This is a genomic window from Thioclava sp. UBA3469 (genome assembly GCF_002378135.1).
GTDB classification, from domain to species: Bacteria; Pseudomonadota; Alphaproteobacteria; order Rhodobacterales; family Rhodobacteraceae; genus Thioclava; species Thioclava sediminum.
This window is the reverse complement of the sequence record NZ_DFRG01000172.1, coordinates 1,409-17,726: the sequence shown is the minus strand read 5'-3', so window position 1 is coordinate 17,726 and position 16,318 is coordinate 1,409. Positions and strand designations below refer to the sequence as shown.

Annotated in this window: 17 protein-coding genes; 5 read left to right on the top strand and 12 right to left on the bottom strand. The window is 63.2% G+C overall.

The genetic code is table 11. From position 1 onward, the window contains the following. The 5 genes from B3D39_RS12870 to tsf form a co-directional block, all read left to right on the top strand. Positions 1-831 (top strand): potassium transporter TrkG (locus B3D39_RS12870; RefSeq protein WP_286789764.1); only part of this gene is annotated, 831 nt, incomplete at its 5' end. Positions 832-980: 149 nt separating this feature from the next. After that, on the top strand, positions 981-1,214 hold the full coding sequence (gene hfq, locus B3D39_RS12865; protein WP_078521029.1) for an RNA chaperone Hfq: 234 nt from the start codon (positions 981-983) through the stop codon (positions 1,212-1,214). A gap of 33 nt (positions 1,215-1,247) precedes the next feature. Beyond that, entirely contained in the window at positions 1,248-2,534 is a 1,287-nt protein-coding gene (hflX, locus tag B3D39_RS12860; RefSeq protein ID WP_078605419.1) for a GTPase HflX, read from the top strand. Between the two features lie 273 nt (positions 2,535-2,807). After that, positions 2,808-3,575, top strand: coding sequence for a 30S ribosomal protein S2 (gene rpsB / locus B3D39_RS12855; protein WP_274963687.1), 768 nt, complete (start codon positions 2,808-2,810; stop codon positions 3,573-3,575). A 73-nt stretch (positions 3,576-3,648) separates the two neighbouring features. After that, positions 3,649-4,530: a translation elongation factor Ts gene (gene tsf / locus B3D39_RS12850; RefSeq protein ID WP_134332553.1), complete on the top strand. Its 882-nt coding sequence runs from the start codon at positions 3,649-3,651 to the stop codon at positions 4,528-4,530. Between the two features lie 85 nt (positions 4,531-4,615). On the opposite strand, the gene B3D39_RS12845 is transcribed toward tsf, so the two are convergent. The 12 genes from B3D39_RS12845 to B3D39_RS12790 form a co-directional block, all read right to left on the bottom strand. Beyond that, positions 4,616-5,344, bottom strand: a complete 729-nt coding sequence (locus B3D39_RS12845; RefSeq protein ID WP_274963686.1) for a helix-turn-helix transcriptional regulator — start codon at positions 5,342-5,344, stop codon at positions 4,616-4,618. Positions 5,345-5,533: 189 nt separating this feature from the next. Continuing rightward, positions 5,534-7,285, bottom strand: a complete 1,752-nt coding sequence (locus tag B3D39_RS12840; RefSeq protein ID WP_274963685.1) for a SulP family inorganic anion transporter — start codon at positions 7,283-7,285, stop codon at positions 5,534-5,536. Positions 7,286-7,309: 24 nt separating this feature from the next. Beyond that, a complete protein-coding gene (locus tag B3D39_RS12835) occupies positions 7,310-7,750 on the bottom strand; it encodes a TIGR01244 family sulfur transferase (protein WP_083076851.1) in 441 nt (146 codons plus the stop codon). A 67-nt stretch (positions 7,751-7,817) separates the two neighbouring features. Then, positions 7,818-8,681, bottom strand: a complete 864-nt coding sequence (locus tag B3D39_RS12830) for an MBL fold metallo-hydrolase (protein WP_286789765.1) — start codon at positions 8,679-8,681, stop codon at positions 7,818-7,820. A gap of 48 nt (positions 8,682-8,729) precedes the next feature. Further along, positions 8,730-9,431: an HAD family hydrolase gene (locus tag B3D39_RS12825; protein ID WP_274963164.1), complete on the bottom strand. Its 702-nt coding sequence runs from the start codon at positions 9,429-9,431 to the stop codon at positions 8,730-8,732. After that, entirely contained in the window at positions 9,425-10,087 is a 663-nt protein-coding gene (locus B3D39_RS12820; RefSeq protein WP_078520689.1) for a phosphoglycolate phosphatase, read from the bottom strand. Before B3D39_RS12820 ends, B3D39_RS12825 begins: the two co-directional genes overlap by 7 nt. Further along, a complete protein-coding gene (locus tag B3D39_RS12815) occupies positions 10,084-10,638 on the bottom strand; it encodes a thioredoxin family protein (RefSeq protein WP_274963163.1) in 555 nt (184 codons plus the stop codon). The genes B3D39_RS12820 and B3D39_RS12815 overlap by 4 nt, the downstream gene beginning before the upstream one ends. Before the next feature lie 8 nt (positions 10,639-10,646). Further along, positions 10,647-11,603: an MBL fold metallo-hydrolase gene (locus B3D39_RS12810; protein ID WP_414717999.1), complete on the bottom strand. Its 957-nt coding sequence runs from the start codon at positions 11,601-11,603 to the stop codon at positions 10,647-10,649. 2 nt (positions 11,604-11,605) lie between these two features. Continuing rightward, complete coding sequence (locus B3D39_RS12805) at positions 11,606-12,514, bottom strand: MBL fold metallo-hydrolase (protein ID WP_274963162.1); 909 nt, start codon at positions 12,512-12,514, stop codon at positions 11,606-11,608. A 112-nt stretch (positions 12,515-12,626) separates the two neighbouring features. After that, positions 12,627-13,328: a ribulose-phosphate 3-epimerase gene (rpe, locus tag B3D39_RS12800; protein ID WP_274963161.1), complete on the bottom strand. Its 702-nt coding sequence runs from the start codon at positions 13,326-13,328 to the stop codon at positions 12,627-12,629. Between the two features lie 15 nt (positions 13,329-13,343). Continuing rightward, entirely contained in the window at positions 13,344-15,671 is a 2,328-nt protein-coding gene (locus B3D39_RS12795; RefSeq protein ID WP_274963160.1) for a nitric oxide reductase activation protein NorD, read from the bottom strand. A gap of 12 nt (positions 15,672-15,683) precedes the next feature. Beyond that, on the bottom strand, positions 15,684-16,318 hold a 635-nt coding region (locus B3D39_RS12790; protein ID WP_286789763.1), incomplete at its 5' end, for a CbbQ/NirQ/NorQ C-terminal domain-containing protein.

Sequence of the window (16,318 nt, the reverse complement as noted above, 5' to 3'; positions counted from 1 at the left end):
GGGATTTCGCCGGTGGGCGGGATGGCCAATGCGCGCTCCGGCATGGCGGGCGAGATGGTGATCTTCGTGTTCTTTCTGCCCGCGCTGTCGCGCAGGCTCTGGCCGGGCGGGGGCGAGCTGCGCGCCTCGCCGAAGCTGATCGACGATCCCGAGCTGCGTCTGGCCGCAGCGCTGGTGATCCTCGTGCCGCTGTTTCTCTTCATCCGCCACTGGATCGCGGCGCTGGAAGTGCGCACGCCGGGCGATTTCGGCGCGATCTTCAAATCGATCTGGGGGTCGCTTTTCACCTCGTTGTCCTTCCTGACTACGACCGGCTTCGAATCGTCGGCGTGGCATGACGCGCGCGACTGGTCGGGGCTGGGCACGCCGGGCCTGATCCTCGCGGGGCTTGCGATCATCGGCGGCGGGGTCGCGACGACGGCGGGCGGCGTGCGGCTGCTGCGGGTCTATGCGCTGCTGCGCCACGGCGAGCGCGAACTCGACAAGCTGATCTACCCGAACTCCATCGCGGGCGGCGGCATGATGGCGCGCCGGTTGCGCCGGGAGGGCGCCTATATCAGCTGGATCGTGTTCATGCTGTTCGCGATCTCGATCGGCGGGGTGATGATGGCGGTCTCGCTGTTCGGCCTGTCTTTCGAACCGGCGACGATTCTGACGATCGCGGCGCTGTCGAATACCGGTCCGCTGGCGGGGATTGCGGCGGATGTGCCACTGAGCTGGGCCCATCTGAGCGAGCCCATCAAGGCTATATTCGCCTTCGCCATGGTGCTTGGGCGGCTTGAGACGCTGGCCATCATCGCGCTCTTCAACCCCGAGTTCTGGCGCTCCTGAATCCCGAATTTGATACGCAAATTCTGGCTCAGGGCCTAACAAACTGTTTTTTGGGCTGGAATCTCCCGCTCTGCACTGCATACTTGAATCAAATGGGTGTCTTTGACGCAGGCGCCCGGACGCGAGACACGAACAAGGGCAAGAACAATATGGCTGGCGATAGACAGAACCTGCAGGACGCATTCCTCAATCACGTTCGCAAAACGAAGGTTCCGGTCACGATATTCCTGATCAACGGGGTGAAGCTGCAAGGTGTCATCACCTGGTTTGACAATTTCTGCGTGCTTCTGCGCCGCGATGGGCAATCTCAGCTTGTCTACAAGCATGCGATCTCGACGATCATGCCGGGACAGCCTATTTCGCTTTACGAAGGCGACGACTAAGCGTCGCGGCACGCGGCTTTAGCGATACATATCTTGAGCGAAACGACCTCTACCGAGACGCCCGACACGCGGGCCTACGTGATCCATCCCGACATTCCGTCGCGAGAGGGCCAACGGCACTTGCCCCAATTCGCGCTGTCCGAAGCGGTCTCGCTGGCCGCGGCCTTGCCGCATCTGCAGGTCATCGGCGAGGAGATCGTGAAACTGCGCAAGCCCGAGCCGGGCAAGCTGTTCGGTCAGGGCAAGCTCGCCGAGATCAAGGCGCGGCTGGAGGCGAACGAGATCGACCTCGTTTTCATCGACGGGCCGGTGACGCCGGTGCAGCAGCGTAACCTCGAGAAGGAATGGGGGGTGAAGCTCCTCGACCGGACCGGGTTGATCCTCGAAATCTTCGCCGACCGTGCGCGCACCCGTGAAGGTGTGTTGCAGGTGGAGCTGGCCGCGCTGAGCTATCAGCGCACGCGGCTGGTGCGGGCTTGGACCCACCTCGAGCGTCAGCGGGGCGGGCTCGGCTTCGTCGGCGGCCCCGGCGAGACCCAGATCGAGGCCGACCGTCGCGCCATCGACGAGCAGATCGTGCGCCTGCGCCGCCAGCTTGCGAAGGTCGTGAAGACCCGTGAGCTGCACCGGGCCGCGCGCCGTAAGGTGCCGTTCCCGATCGTGGCGCTGGTGGGCTATACCAATGCCGGGAAGTCCACGCTGTTCAACCGCGTGACCGGGGCGGAAGTGCTGGCGAAGGATATGCTCTTCGCCACGCTCGACCCGACGATGCGCGGGCTGGAACTGCCGACCGGGCGCAAGGTGATCCTGTCCGACACGGTGGGCTTCATCTCGGACCTGCCGACGCAGCTTGTGGCGGCCTTCCGCGCAACGCTGGAAGAGGTGCTGGAAGCCGATCTGATCCTGCATGTCCGCGACATCTCGCATCCCGAGACCGAAGAGCAGGCGGAGGATGTGAACGACATTCTCGCCAAGCTTGGCGTCGCCAAGGAAGTGCCTCTGATCGAAGTCTGGAACAAGATGGACGCCGTCCCGCCCGATCAGCGCCGCGCGCTTATGGTGCAGGAGGCCCGCGAGCCCGATCTGCAGGCGATCTCGGCGCTGACCGGCGACGGGCTCGACGCGCTTCTGACGGCGATCGACGAGAAGCTCTCCGAAGAACGCTACCACGAGGAAATCACGCTCCGCTTTGCGGATGGGCGCAAGCGCGCCTGGCTGCACGAGCAGAACGTGATCCGCGGCGAGACCCAGACCGAAGAGGGCTGGACCTTCGAGGTCGAATGGACCGGTAGCCAGCGCAACCGGTTCCGGGCGCTGTAACCTCAGGTAACCACGCTGGGTCGCGCAGCTTGCGGACAAGACACCTTCTCCTTGAGAGAAATATCTCGGGGTGAATGGCGTAGCCAGAGGGGCAGAGCCCCTTCACCCGGCGCAATCACGCGAAGGGGTTGCCAAGCCTGCGCGATGGGTCTATATCGCGCGCACTTCACAGGCGGAGGCGGGCCGATGGGGGAGACATCCTCAAAGGTCCACCGGTTGGGGCATCTGCCCTGAGACCCTCCGCTCAGGCGCAAACCGGAAAAGGAATTGGACATGGCGCTTCCTGAATTCTCCCTGCGTCAGCTCTTGGAAGCTGGCGTTCACTTTGGCCACCAGACGCAGCGTTGGAACCCCCGTATGGGTCAGTACATCTATGGCGAGCGTAACGGCATCCACATCATCGATCTGACGCAGACCGTTCCGATGCTGGACCAGGCTCTGCAGGTCATCCGCGACACCGTTGCGAAAAACGGCCGTGTTCTCTTCGTCGGCACCAAGCGTCAGGCTGCTCGCCCGATCGCTGAAGCCGCTGAGAAATGCGCACAGTATTACATGAACCACCGCTGGCTCGGCGGCACGCTGACCAACTGGAAGACCGTCTCCCAGTCGATCAAGCGTCTCAACGAGATCGACGAGAAGCTCGCGGAAGGCGCTGAGGGCCTGACCAAGAAAGAGCGTCTCGGCATGGAGCGTGACCAGGCGAAGCTTCAGGCGTCGCTCGGTGGTATCCGCGAAATGGGCGGTCTGCCGGACCTGCTGTTCGTGATCGACGTGAACAAGGAAGACCTCGCCATCGCGGAAGCCAAGAAGCTCGGCATCCCGGTCGTGGCCGTGGTCGACACCAACTGCCCGCCGAACGGCGTGGATTACGTGATCCCGGGCAACGATGACGCAGCGCGCGCCATCGCACTCTATTGCGACCTCGCTTCGCGCGCGGCTCTCGACGGCATGTCGGCCCAGATGGGCGCGGCGGGCGTCGATGTCGGTGCCCTCACCGAGACCCCGGTCGAAGAGGCGCTGGCCGAGGCCGAGGCCGAGTAAGCCACGACCGTCACCCAGATGACATGAGGGCGGGGTATCCCGCCCTCGCAGAGTTCTTGAAGGAGATCCGACCATGGCGATTACCGCCGCTCAGGTGAAGGAACTGCGCGAAGCAACCGGCGCAGGCATGATGGACGCGAAAAAAGCGCTGACCGAGACCGATGGCGACATGGACGCCGCCGTTGACTGGCTGCGCACCAAGGGCCTCGCGAAAGCCGCGAAGAAATCCGGCCGCGTCGCGGCTGAAGGTCTCGTCGCTGTCGCCGTGAACAACGGCAAGGGCGTCGCGATCGAGATGAACTCGGAAACCGACTTCGTCGCGAAGAACGCCGATTTCCAGAAGCTCGTCTCCGACATCGCGGAAGTCGCGCTGGAAACCGGTGAAGATGTCGAGGTCGTCAAGGCTGCGCATCTCAACGGCAAGAAGGTCGAAGACGTGATCACCGACGCCATCGCGCGTATCGGCGAGAACATGAACCTGCGCCGCATGCACATCCTCGAAGGCGACACGCTGGTGCATTACGTGCACAACGCCGCCGCCGACGGCATGGGCAAGATCGGTGTGCTCGTCGCGCTGAACGGCGCCGACAACGGCATCGGCAAGCAGATCGCGATGCACATCGCCGCGACCAACCCGGCCGCGCTGTCGGAAGCCGATCTCGACCCCTCGGTCCTCGAGAAGGAAAAGCAGGTTCAGATCGACATCGCACGTGAATCGGGCAAGCCCGAGCAGGTGATCGAGAAGATGATCGAAGGCCGCATGAAGAAATTCACCGCGGAAGTCACGCTGCTGAACCAGCAATTCGTCGTCAACCCCGACCTCACCGTCGGTCAGGCTGCGAAAGAAGCTGGCGTCGAAATCACCGGCTTCGTCCGGATGGAAGTCGGTGAAGGCATCGAGAAGAAAGAAGAAGATTTCGCTGCCGAAGTGGCGAAGACCGCAGCTGGCAACTAAGCCCGCGCCTCTTCTTTGAAATTAGAAACGCCGCCCTGATCGGGGCGGCGTTTTTCGTTTGCAGGCAAGGCGTTGCGCGGCGAACTTAACGCGCCGCCGCCGCATGCGAGGCGTTGAGGAAGATCTGCTTCTGCACCGAGGCTTTCATCACCGCCTGGGCGGTGGTGTCGACATCGAGCGCTTCGCGCGCAAGCCGCAGGTGTTTTTCCACCGTGGACGGCGTCAGGCCCATGATAATCGCGATATCGGCGGTCGTCTTGCCCTCGGCTACCCATTCGAGCACTTCACGTTGCCGATCCGTCAGCGGGCGGCGCCCGGTGGAATAGGGCATGGTGGAGATGCGCAGATGCACGAGGCTGTTCATCACCATCAATTCGCGCTCGTTCTCGCGCCAGATGCGGTCGATCTCGTCCTGGCTCAACCCCGGCCGACCGACGAGGCCGATCGCGCCGCGCGCGTAGGAGAGCGGATCGGAAAAGCCGATCGAGTAGCCCGTACGGATTCCGAAGCGGTGGTTGATTTCGATGACTTCGATTTCGCCCGGAGTGAGCTCGCCCCGCATCGCACGGTCTGCCACCACGCGCCACGAGCAGGGTCCGTCGTTCTGCGCCGCCCACTGAACCATCGGGGCGTTGCGGTATTTTCCCTCCCCGACAAAAATATCGAGATATTCCTTCGGGTGGTTCGATAGGATCAACAAATCGTCTTCGTGGCCGAAATTGTTGCCCTTTCGGAAACTTGTGAAGCCATAGATCAAACGATGGAACCCGTAGCGTTCCATTTCCTGGCAATGACGCGTCCAGATCTCTTGCACGGATTTCGCGCGTAAGACTGCCTCGCAAAAGGATAACATCGCGTTTCACCTCACATTTCGGTAGGTCGCGTAGATCGTTACTACTATTCCGGCGCGCGATTTTCTCCGCTCCGGATGATCTATCCGAATGTCTTATTTTTCGGGCGTTATGGCAACCCGCATGGGCGCCGATCTAGGTGGTGAAACGCTTTAGCGATGGGTCTCGATGCGGCTCTCGTGCGCGCAACCTTGGGTGGTCTCGGGGGCAAGGGTCGCGAGCGCATCGTAATGGGTGAGGTAGATCTGCCCGGTCAGATGCGTGATCAGGTCCGAGCGCGTGAGCCGGTCCATCACCGGGCCCTTCACTTCGGACAGGTGCAGCCGCACGCCCGCATCGTTGAGCTGGTCGTTCACCTCTTCCAGCGCCTCGAGCGCGGACATGTCGATATGGTTGATCGCAGGGCAGTTCAGCACGACATGCTTGATCGTCTCGTCGCTGGCGATCCGGTCGTAAATCATCTCCTCGACGAAGCGGGCATTCGGGAACCACAGGCTCTCGTCGATGCGCAGGCTGAGGATGCCCGGCGCGCAGCTGACGCGGTGGCGTTGGACATTGCGGAAATGCTCGGTGCCGGGAACCTGACCCAGCTCAGCCACATGCGGGCGCGAACTGGCCCACAGCCGAAGCGCGATCGAGAGGATGACGCCGAAGGCGATGCCGTCCTCGACGCCCCAGATCAGCGTGACCAGCACGGTCAGCGCCATGCCGATGCCTTCGCGCGGTGCGTATTTGAACGTGCGCTTAAGCGCTTTGGTGTCGACCAGCGTCAGCACCGAGACGAAGATCGTGGCCGCGAGCGTCGCTTGCGGCAGGTAATAGAGGGCCGGGGTCAGGGTGAAGGTCGCGAGCGCCACACCGATCGCGGTGAAGGCCCCGGCGGCGGGCGTTGTGGCGCCAGCCTCGAAGCTGACAACGGAGCGCGCAAACCCGCCCGTGATCGGGAAGGACCCTGAGATCGCGGAGCCGATGGAGGCGCCGCCAAGGGCTATGAATTCCTGATCGGGGTCGATGCGCTGACGCTTCTTTGCGGCCAGTGTCTGGGCGACGGAAATCGTCTCGACATAGCCGATGATCGCGATCAGCAGCGCCGGGACGAAGAGCTCCTTCCAGAGCGCGAGATCGGCGGGCGGAAGGCTCGGCGTCGGGAAGCCGAGCGGCACGGTGCCCACCACGCGGAGGCCGCGCCCCTCCAGCCCGAAGAGCCAGGTGATCAGGATGGTCACGGCCACGGCATAGACGGGGGCCGCGCGGGTCAGGATTGCCGCCAGCCGCTCGGACAGCCCCGCTTTCAGCAGGCGCGGTTTCAACCCACGCCGTGCCCAGAACAGAAAGACCAGCGACAGGATCGAGATGACGACCGTGTAGCCGTTGGTCTGCCCGAGATGCGCCCAGAGCCCGCCGAGAATGTCGAAGATGCCGCCGCTCTCGCCTTGAATGCCGAAGAAATGCTTCATCTGACCGGCGGCGATCAGGATGCCGACGGCGGAGGTGAAGCCCGACAGAACCGGGTGGCTGAGGAAGGCCGTGATGAAGCCCATCCGCAGGAACCCCATGATCACCAGCATCACGCCCGACAGGAAGGCCAGCGCCACGGCGGCGGCGATATATTCGGGCGTGCCCTGCGCCGCAACCTTGCCCACCGCGGCCGCCGTCATCAACGAGATCACAGCGACCGGTCCCACGGCCAGAGGCCGCGAGGTACCGAAGACCGCGTAGATCAGCAGTGGCAGCACCGAGGCGTAAAGCCCGTATTCCGGTGGCATGCCAGCCAGCAGCGAGTAGGCGAGCGATTGCGGGATCAGCATGATCGTCACAATCACAGCCGCGATCAGGTCGGCCTCGAAGGTCGGGCGATCGTAGTCGCGCCCCCAACTAAGGATCGGCAGGTAGCGTTTGAGCATCTCGGTCTTCGGATTAGGCGCGGATCAGGCCTGATCGCGGCGGCTGGCGTAATACTGCATAACCGGCACCAGCGAGGAATGGTCATAGCCCGCCTCGGCCGCCGTGGCGACGATCTTGTCGATCTCCATCTCGCCCGCTTGGCTGACCCCCCACAGATGCGACGAGCGGGTGCCCGAGCGGCAATAGCCCAAGGCGGGCTTCTCCGCGGCATCCATGATCGTCGCGAAATCGTCGACCAGTTCCAGGCTCAGCTCGCCGGGATAATAGGGAAGGTAATAGGGGGTGAGGCCATGCGACTGGCACAGCGCCGCAATTGCGTCCGAGCGTTGATCCGCATCCTCGATCTCTTCGTCGGGGCGATTGATGATCAGCGTGCGAAAGCCCATTTCGGCGAGCTTCGGTACGTCCTCGGGCTCGATCTGCGGGGCGACGGAAAACTCGTCGGTAAGTTTGCGCAGTTCCATAATCTGTCCTGTTATCCTGCCTTTAGATGGAGACGGGCGGGTCATGCCCGCCCGCTCGCTTATGGTCTCAGAGCCCGTTCACCGGAACCTTGAGATAGGTCTTGCCCTCGTCATCGGCGGGCGGCATCTGGCCCGCGCGCATGTTCACCTGCAGAGAGGGGATGATCAGCTTGGGCATCGCCAGCGTCGCGTCGCGCTCGGTCCGCATCTTGACGAACTCGGCCTCGGACTTGCCGCCGCCGATATGGATGTTGCGGGCCTTCTCCTCGGCCACGCTGGTTTCCCACGCATATTCGTCGCGGCCCGGCGCCTTATAGTCGTGGCCCACGAAGATGCGGGTCTCGTCGGGCAGGGTGAGGATCTTCTGGATCGAGGAATAGAGCGTTTCCGCCGAGCCCCCGGGAAAGTCGCAGCGCGCCGTGCCGAAATCGGGCATGAAGAGCGTATCGCCCACGAAGGCCGCATCGCCGATCACGTAGGTGAGGCAGGCGGGCGTGTGGCCCGGCGTGTGCAGGACCTTGCCTTCCAGCGCGCCCACGCTAAACGTGTCGCCTTCCTTGAAGAGCTTGTCGAACTGCGAGCCGTCGCGCTGGAATTCGGTGCCTTCGTTGAAGATCTTGCCGAACGTGTCCTGCACGACCTGAATGCGGTCGCCGATACCGATCTTGCCGCCGACGCGCTCCTGGATATAGGGCGCGGCGGAGAGGTGGTCGGCATGGACGTGGCTCTCGAGGATCCATTCCACCTCAAGACCGTTTTCCTGCACATAGGCGATGACCTCGTCGGCGGATTTGGTATCCGTGCGGCCCGAGGAATAGTCGAAATCGAGCACGCTATCGACGACGGCGCAGGATTTGCTGCCCGGATCTTTCACCACGTAAGAGACGGTGAAAGTCGCGGTGTCGAAAAACGCTTTGACGTCAGGTTTGATCATGGCGGCCTCCGTTAACCTGCCCAGCAGATAGTGCCGGGGATAATCTTATGAAATTGCGGCACTCTGTCCCAGCCCTTCCGTGATCTCGGGCGGTAAGGGATGCGAGAGGTCGGGAAGAACCCACTCCGCGGTCGAAAAATCGCCCCGGTCGGTATAGGCCGAAGGGGTTATCAGCACGCGCAGCCCGGCTCCTTGCGCCGATTGTAGACCCATTTCGCTATCCTCGAAAGCGATGCAGGCCTCGGGCGACAGATGCAACCGGTTCAGCGCCAGCTCGAACACGTCGGGCGCGGGCTTCTTGGTCTCCACCTCGTCGCCCGCTGCGATCGCGTCGAACAGGTGATCGGGATCGGCACCCAGCGTCGCGCGGATCAGCGCATCGACATTGGGCCGGTTCGTGGTCGTGGCGATGGCAAGCTTCAATCCAGCGTCGCGCGCATTGGCGATCAGCCGCGCCACGCCGGGGCGCAGCGGCACCTCGCCGCCGGTGATGATCTCGACATAACGCCGGGTCTTGATCTTGTGCAGATCGGCGATCTCTTCATCAGAGGGGCCGAAACCCATGACCTCGCGGTGGCGCGCCATGCGCTCCTTGCCGCCGGTGGTCTTCAGGAGCTCGCGATAGGTCTCCTGCGACCAGTTCCAGTCGACGCCGCGCGCCGCGAAGGTCTCGTTGAAGGCGCGGCGATGCGCTTCTTCGGTCTCGGCCAAAGTGCCGTCGACGTCGAAGATCAGGCCGCTTACCATTTCCAGCCCTCCACCAGACCGGGCAGCATCGCCCAATCCGAGAAGGCCACGTCATGGGGCACTTCGGTCAGCGGCGTCTTGCGATAGCCCTCGGAATAGATCGCGAAAGGCGCCTGCGCGTTCACCGCCGTCTCCGCATCGACCTCCGAGTCGCCGACATAGATCATCGCGCCGCCGCCGAGCGCCTGATGGCAATGGTGCAGCATCTGCGGCTCGGGCTTGCGGGTGGGCATGGAATCCCCGCCGAGCGTCAACTCGAAATACTCCCAGAGACCGACATGGCGCAAAGCGGCCTCTGCGGGCGCGAAGGGCTTGTTGGTACACACGGCCATCCGGCAGCCCATCTCCTTGAGGGTGTCGAGCGCGGCGATCACGTTCGGATAGGGCACGTTGCCCTCGACGTCCGTCTCGTAGCGCGCGATCAGGGCGTGCTCAACGCGGGCGAAAAGCGGCCCGTCCGGGTCTTCGCCCGAGGTGATCAGCAATTGGCGCACGAGGTTGGGCACGCCCTTGCCGACGAAGCTGCGGATCATCGGCAGCGAGAGCGGCTCGAAGCCCATCTCGGTCAGCACGGCATTCGAGACGGCATGGATCGCGGGCACGGAGTCGATCAGCGTCCCGTCGAGGTCGAAGATGACGGAAGGGGCGTCGCTCATGCGGCTTTCCACTTGATCGAGCAGCCCATCGACGGGATCTGATCGCGCGGGCCTTCGCCGGTTTCCGCGACCATCATCATGCCCTCGTACAGCTCGCGCTTGGCATCTGCCGCAGCGGCCTGCTTGGTCGAGGCATCGAGACGCCCGCGATATTGCAGCCCGTCCTCGGCGTTGAAGCCGAAGAAATCGGGGGTGCAGGCGGCGCCGTAAGCCTTCGCGACCGCCTGGCTTTCGTCATAGAGATAGGGGAAGGGGAAGCCCTTCTCCTCGGCCAGTTTGGCCATGTTCTCGAAGCTGTCCTCGGGGTAGTCGTCGACATCGTTGGCCGAGATCGCCACGACCCCGATTCCCGCCTTCTGCAACTCCGCCGCATCGCGCAGGATGCGGTCGAGGATCGACTGGACATAGGGGCAATGGTTGCAGATGAACATCACGAGCGTGCCCTTGGGGCCACGGATGTCATCGAAGCTGTATTGCTTGCCATCGGTGCCGGGCAGGGTGAAGCCCGGAGCCTTCCAGCCGAAATCGCAGACGGGGGGTGTGACGGCCATGAGACCTCCTATTCGAATTCCATTTCCTCGTAGACGACGCCCGCGTTCTTCGTCGCCAGTTCCTCGAACGTGTCGAGGTTTTTGTAGGGGCTCTGATCCACGTAGTAGGCCTCGGTCAGATCGCCACCATTGTCGATATGCTCACCGATCTTGCCGCGCAGATATTTCAGATAACCCGTCGTGCCGCGCGTGACCTTGTCGAGATTGGTCGGATGGCCGTGACCGGGGATGATGAAGGCGGGCTCGAGCGGTGCGAATTTGGTCTCGAAGGTCTCGATCCAGCAGCTCGTGCAGGTGCCCGAGAAAATCGGCGGCATCCGTTCGGAGAAGGCGATATCGCCCGCGATCATGAACTTCTGTTCGGGCAGCCAGACTTGCGTATCGCCAGGGCTGTGCGCGGGACCGAGATGCATCACTTCGATGGTCATGTCGCCCATCTCGATGACGCGTTTGTCCTCAAAGGTCTCGGTAGGCAGCTTCGGATCGGTGCCCTCGGCGGTCTCCTTGCCGTAAGACTTCAACGCCTCGAAAGCGCCACCTGCGTCATGCTCGAACTCGGCCGCCGCATCGACATGCGCGAGCACCGGCACATCCTGTTCGATCCAGTAATTATTGCCGAGCATCGCGTGGCCCTGACCGTTCTCGTTGATCACCAGCTTCACCGGCTGATCAGTCACCGCCTTGATCTCATCATGCAGCGCACGAGCGAGCTGATAGGACGCGCCGGAATTCACAACGACCACGCCATCGCCGGTGACGATGAAGCTGAGATTGTTGTTATGGCCCGAATTCTCATAGGTCGGCGGCGCGGTGGCCCCGATCGAAGTCCAGACGCCGGGGATCACTTCATAGGGCTTCGAATAGAGCACGGAGCCGGGATACATGTCCGGCACGTCCTCCGAGGCGAGCGCGGGGCTTACATGAAGAAGCCCCGCCAAGGCGCTGGTCAGGATGAGTTTTTTCACGTTCAGACCTCCGAGACGTAGCGATATGCGTCGCCGTCGCGCTCGACCCGGCCCAGACCGCCTTCGGGCAGGTGATAGCCGATGATCGGCAGGTTGTCGGTCGCAAGCTGATCGAGCAGCGCCACGCGGGTCCTTGCGCCCAGCTCCGGGTTCTGATCCGAGCCCGCCTCCATGCCCGGCGCCGCAAAGCCGAGGTAGTGGTTCACGACCGCATCGCCGATGATGAAGGCCTGCGTGTTGCCGTTCTTGACGTGGAACGACATGTGACCGGGCGTATGGCCGGGGGTCATCTGCGCCATGATGCCGGGCAGGATTTCCGCGCCATCGCCGAAAGTGTCGATCTGATCTTCAAGGATTTCGAGGCGGCGCAGCGCGCCGGCCGCGAAGGTCTTGCGGCCATCGTCGATCGTGTCGAGCGTCTCGGGATTCAGCCAATATTCGAACTCGTCCTTGCCCATCATGTGCTGGGCGTTAGCGAAGAACGGCTCGTCGAAATCGTCGAGCACACCCCAGAGGTGATCCGGGTGGCCATGGGTGAAGACGACATGGGTCACGTCATCGGGCGCGACTTCGAGCGCATCCATCGCTTCCATCAGCTTGCCCGCCGAGGGCATGAAATCATTGCCCGAGCCCACGTCGAACAGCACCGTGTTGGTCCCGTCGCGATAGAGCGTGACATTGCAGGGCGGCTCGACCGAGTCTCCGGTGATGCCGTATTTCTCAAGGATCGGCTTGGCCTCGGGGTTATCGGTCACGAAGCCGATCGGCAGCACGAGATTGCCATCGGACAGCGTGTCGAGCCGGGCCGATCCCATTTCGAGGGTCTGGGCGGCGAAGCTGAGCCGGGGAAGGGCGGTCATGGCGCCCATCGCCAGCCCTCCGCGCAGAATGGTGCGTCGCGTGAAAGTCATGCCAGTCCTCCCTTACTGGTATTCAATTCCACGAATATGAACGAGAGGTGGCGGCAGGGCAAGCGATCAGATCACAAGAATGCGACCGTGCCGCCCTGCGCCGATCCGGCCGTCATTGCGCCGCTTTGAGAGCGCCCTGAGCCGCCTCGCGGATCGCGCGCATATTCGCGCCATAGACCTCGGGTTTGTCGACCGAACCGCCCTTGAAGACGGCCGAGCCCGCCACGAAGCAATCTGCACCGGCCTCGACCAGCGGGCCGACCGTGGTCGGATCGACGCCGCCATCCACCTGAATGTGGATGTCCCGATCTCCAATCATTTCGCGCACTTGGCGGACCTTGTTGACGCTGCCTGGGATGAATTTTTGGCCACCAAAGCCGGGGTTCACGCTCATCACGAGAACCATATCGACGAGGTCGAGCAGTTCCGAGATCACGTTGGCAGGCGTGCCGGGGTTCAGCGAGATGCCGCATTTCACGCCCTGCGCCTTGATCGCCTGCAGCGTGCGATGCGGGTGCGGGCCGGCCTCCCAATGCGCCACGATCATATCGGCGCCCGCTTCGGCATAGGCCTCGATGTAAGGGTCGACCGGCGCGATCATCAGGTGGACGTCCATGAAGGTTTTCACATGCGGGCGGAACGCTTTCACGGCGGGCGGGCCGAAGGTGAGGTTCGGCACGAAATGCCCGTCCATCACGTCGACATGGACCCAATCGGCCCCCTGATCTTCGATGGCGCGGATCTCGGCGCCGAAATTGGCGAAATCGGCCGATAGGATCGAGGGCGCGATCTTGATGGAACGGTCAAAGCTCATGGGGTCCTCCGGGGATCATTTCGTCAGTTGCGCGAACAGGGTCGGCAGTTTCTCGGGCAGGCGCTCGACCTGATCGATCACGGTGAAGTTGTTGGCCCCGAAGATGCGCGACACATAGGCGTCGGCCTCGGGGTCCAGCGTCAGACAATAGCTGTTAATGCCGATCTGCTGGAGTTCCGCAACCGCCTTCTTGGCATCCATGCGCAGATATTGCGGGTCGCGCTCGTCGATATCGGCGGGTTCTCCATCGGTGACGATCAGTAGCAGCTTGTGCGCCTCGGGGCGCAGGCTCAGGTGATGGGCGGCATGGCGCATCGCGGCCCCCATCCGGGTCGAGAGCCCGCCCTTCATGCCCGCGAGGCGACCTTTGACCTCGGAGTCGAGCTTCTGCTCGAAATCCTTGAAGCGCTGATATTGCACGTCATGGCGACCGTCCGAGGAAAAGCCGTGGATCGCGAACGGATCGCCGATCCCTTCGATCGCCGAGGCCACGAGCGCCGAGGCTTCACGCGTCAGCTCCAGCACGGTCTTGTCCGAGCCGCGCACGGTCTCGTTCGTGCTCTCCGACAGGTCGAGCAGGATACAGACCGCCAGATCGCGCCGGTTGATGACGTTGCGCATGGTGATCCGCATGTCGGGCTGCATGCCGATGCGCTGCATCACCATCGCATCGACGGCGGCGTTGATATCCAGCTCGTCGCCATCCTCCAGCCGTCGCTGGCGCGAGATACCCTGCGGGCGCAGCCGATCCACGATCTGCTTGATGCGATGCCGGATGCCGCGATGGGCGGTCAGGATTGTGTCGATCTCGTCCGGATCGCCCATCGGCGGGCGGTGTTCATAGACGGTCGACCATGAGGGGCGCACCAGCTGCACCTTGTAATCCCACTCGCCGTAATGGAACGGGTCGGAGATCGGGGCCTTGCGCTCCAGCTCGTTATAGCTGACGCCCTCATCCTCGTAGGGGAACAGCTCTGACGACAGCACCCAGACCTCCTGCGCATCGTCGCCCGCGGTCTCGACATCGACCTCGTTGACGAATTCCATCAGGCCCACGCGCTTGCGCACCTGACCCTGCGCGGGCTGGTAGGCGTTCTGGTTCGACCAGTCGTAATCCGAGAGCGACCAGATGAAGCGGTTGTCGTCGCGATACGGAATTTTCAGAGATTCGAGAATGCGCAGGGACGGTACCGCGCGGCGCTGCGCGAGCAGGTTGAACAGCTCGACCCCCAGCGACCACGAGAACATCGTCTCGCGCGCATTGCCCGCGATCTCACCGTGGAAGGTCTCGACGAGATTGTCGATTTCCAGATCGCCGGTGCGGGTGCCGGGCGTGTTGAGCGCGCGCGCCACCTTTTCCAGCAGATACATCGTCTCGTGTTCGTACTGCCCTTGCGGCGTGTCCGGCATCAGCCGGTCGAACATCGCGCGCAGCCCCGGAAAGGCTTGCGTCGCGCAATATTCGACGCGGGCATCCTCGATCATCCCGATCAGGAATATCTGCGCGGGGTTGAGCGCTTCCTGCCCCAGCCCGTGATCGGAATAGACGATATGGGCCGCCATATGGGCGCACATCGCGCGGTAGAGATCGAGGCCGGAGGCGCCGTTGATCCCGTCCACCGCATCGGGCAGATGCAGCGCGCCGTCCTCGATGAAGGGGCGGAAGCCTTCGAAGTCGGCGGCGGAGGGGCGCAGGAAGAAATCGCGGGCCCAGAAGGCGCGGAGGTAGAAGTTCAAGCGACGCTGGCTGTCGATGAACAGCGTGCCTCGGCGTTCCTGTTTCAGGACCGCGCGGCTGTCTTCCGTAACAAGCCCGAAGTAATCCGCCTGTTTCGGCAGGTCGCGGCGATAGGCTTCGGCCCCGAAATCCACCCAGCGGCGCAGGCCCGAGAGGGTGAGTTTGCTCAGCAGTTCTTCGAGCACGCCGAACATCGGGCGCAGGCCCCGCGGCGCGCGGGCCGCCAGCCGGTGCAGCAGTGCGAGATAGCCGCGCAGCAGTTCCGGGTCACCGAAGCGGTTGGCGGCGCCGGGCAGCGTGTCGAGCATCAGCACCAGGATCTCGCCCGAAACCATCGAGGCGAGTTTCAGCACCGCACCCACGACATCGCGGATCACGTCCTCGCCGCATTCCTTGGCGACCTGCGGCATCTCGTCGAGATAGGAGAACAGCAGGCGCGGGCCCTTGCCGAGCGAGGTCATGGCCTTCGCGCCGTCCATGTAATCCTTCAGCCCGGCGGGCGACATCATCCGCGCCGCCTCGTGGAAGAGCCCGTCGAGGGTTTCCTCCAGCTCCGGCGCGGATTTGATCAGATCGGCGGCGTAATCGTCGAGATCGACCTTCATCGGACGCGCTCCTTACGCCACCTTCGAACTGTCGGTGATCTCGGGGAAGAAGGTCTGGACGGCCGCCTGCAACGTGTCGCGCATATCCGCGTCATCGGTCAGCGGCTCCACCAGCGCCATCTGGCAGGCGGCGGGCGCGGGAATGTCCTGCGAGATCAGCTGGCCCGCATAGACCAGAAGGCGCGTCGACATGCCCTCATCGAGCCCGTGGCCCTTGAGGTTGCGCGAGCGTTCGGCCACCTGCACGAGGCGTTCGGCGGTTTTGAGGTCGATCCCGGCCTCGTGGCTGACGATCTCGGCCTCGGTCGCGGCCTGCGGGTAATCGAAGGACATCGCCCCGAACCGCTGCTTGGTCGATTGTTTGAGGTCTTTCATCATCGACTGGTAGCCGGGGTTGTAGGAAATCACGACCTGAAAATCGGGATGCGCGTCGACCAGCTCGCCCTTCTTCTCCAGCGGAAGCTGGCGGCGGTGGTCGGTCAGCGGGTGAATGACGACGGTGGTGTCCTGACGGGCCTCCACGACCTCGTCGAGGTAGCAGATCGCACCGATCCGCGCGGCGACGGTCAGCGGGCCGTCTTGCCATTTCGTGCCGTTGATATCCAACAGGAACCGCCCGATCAGATCCGAGGCGGTCATGTCCTCGT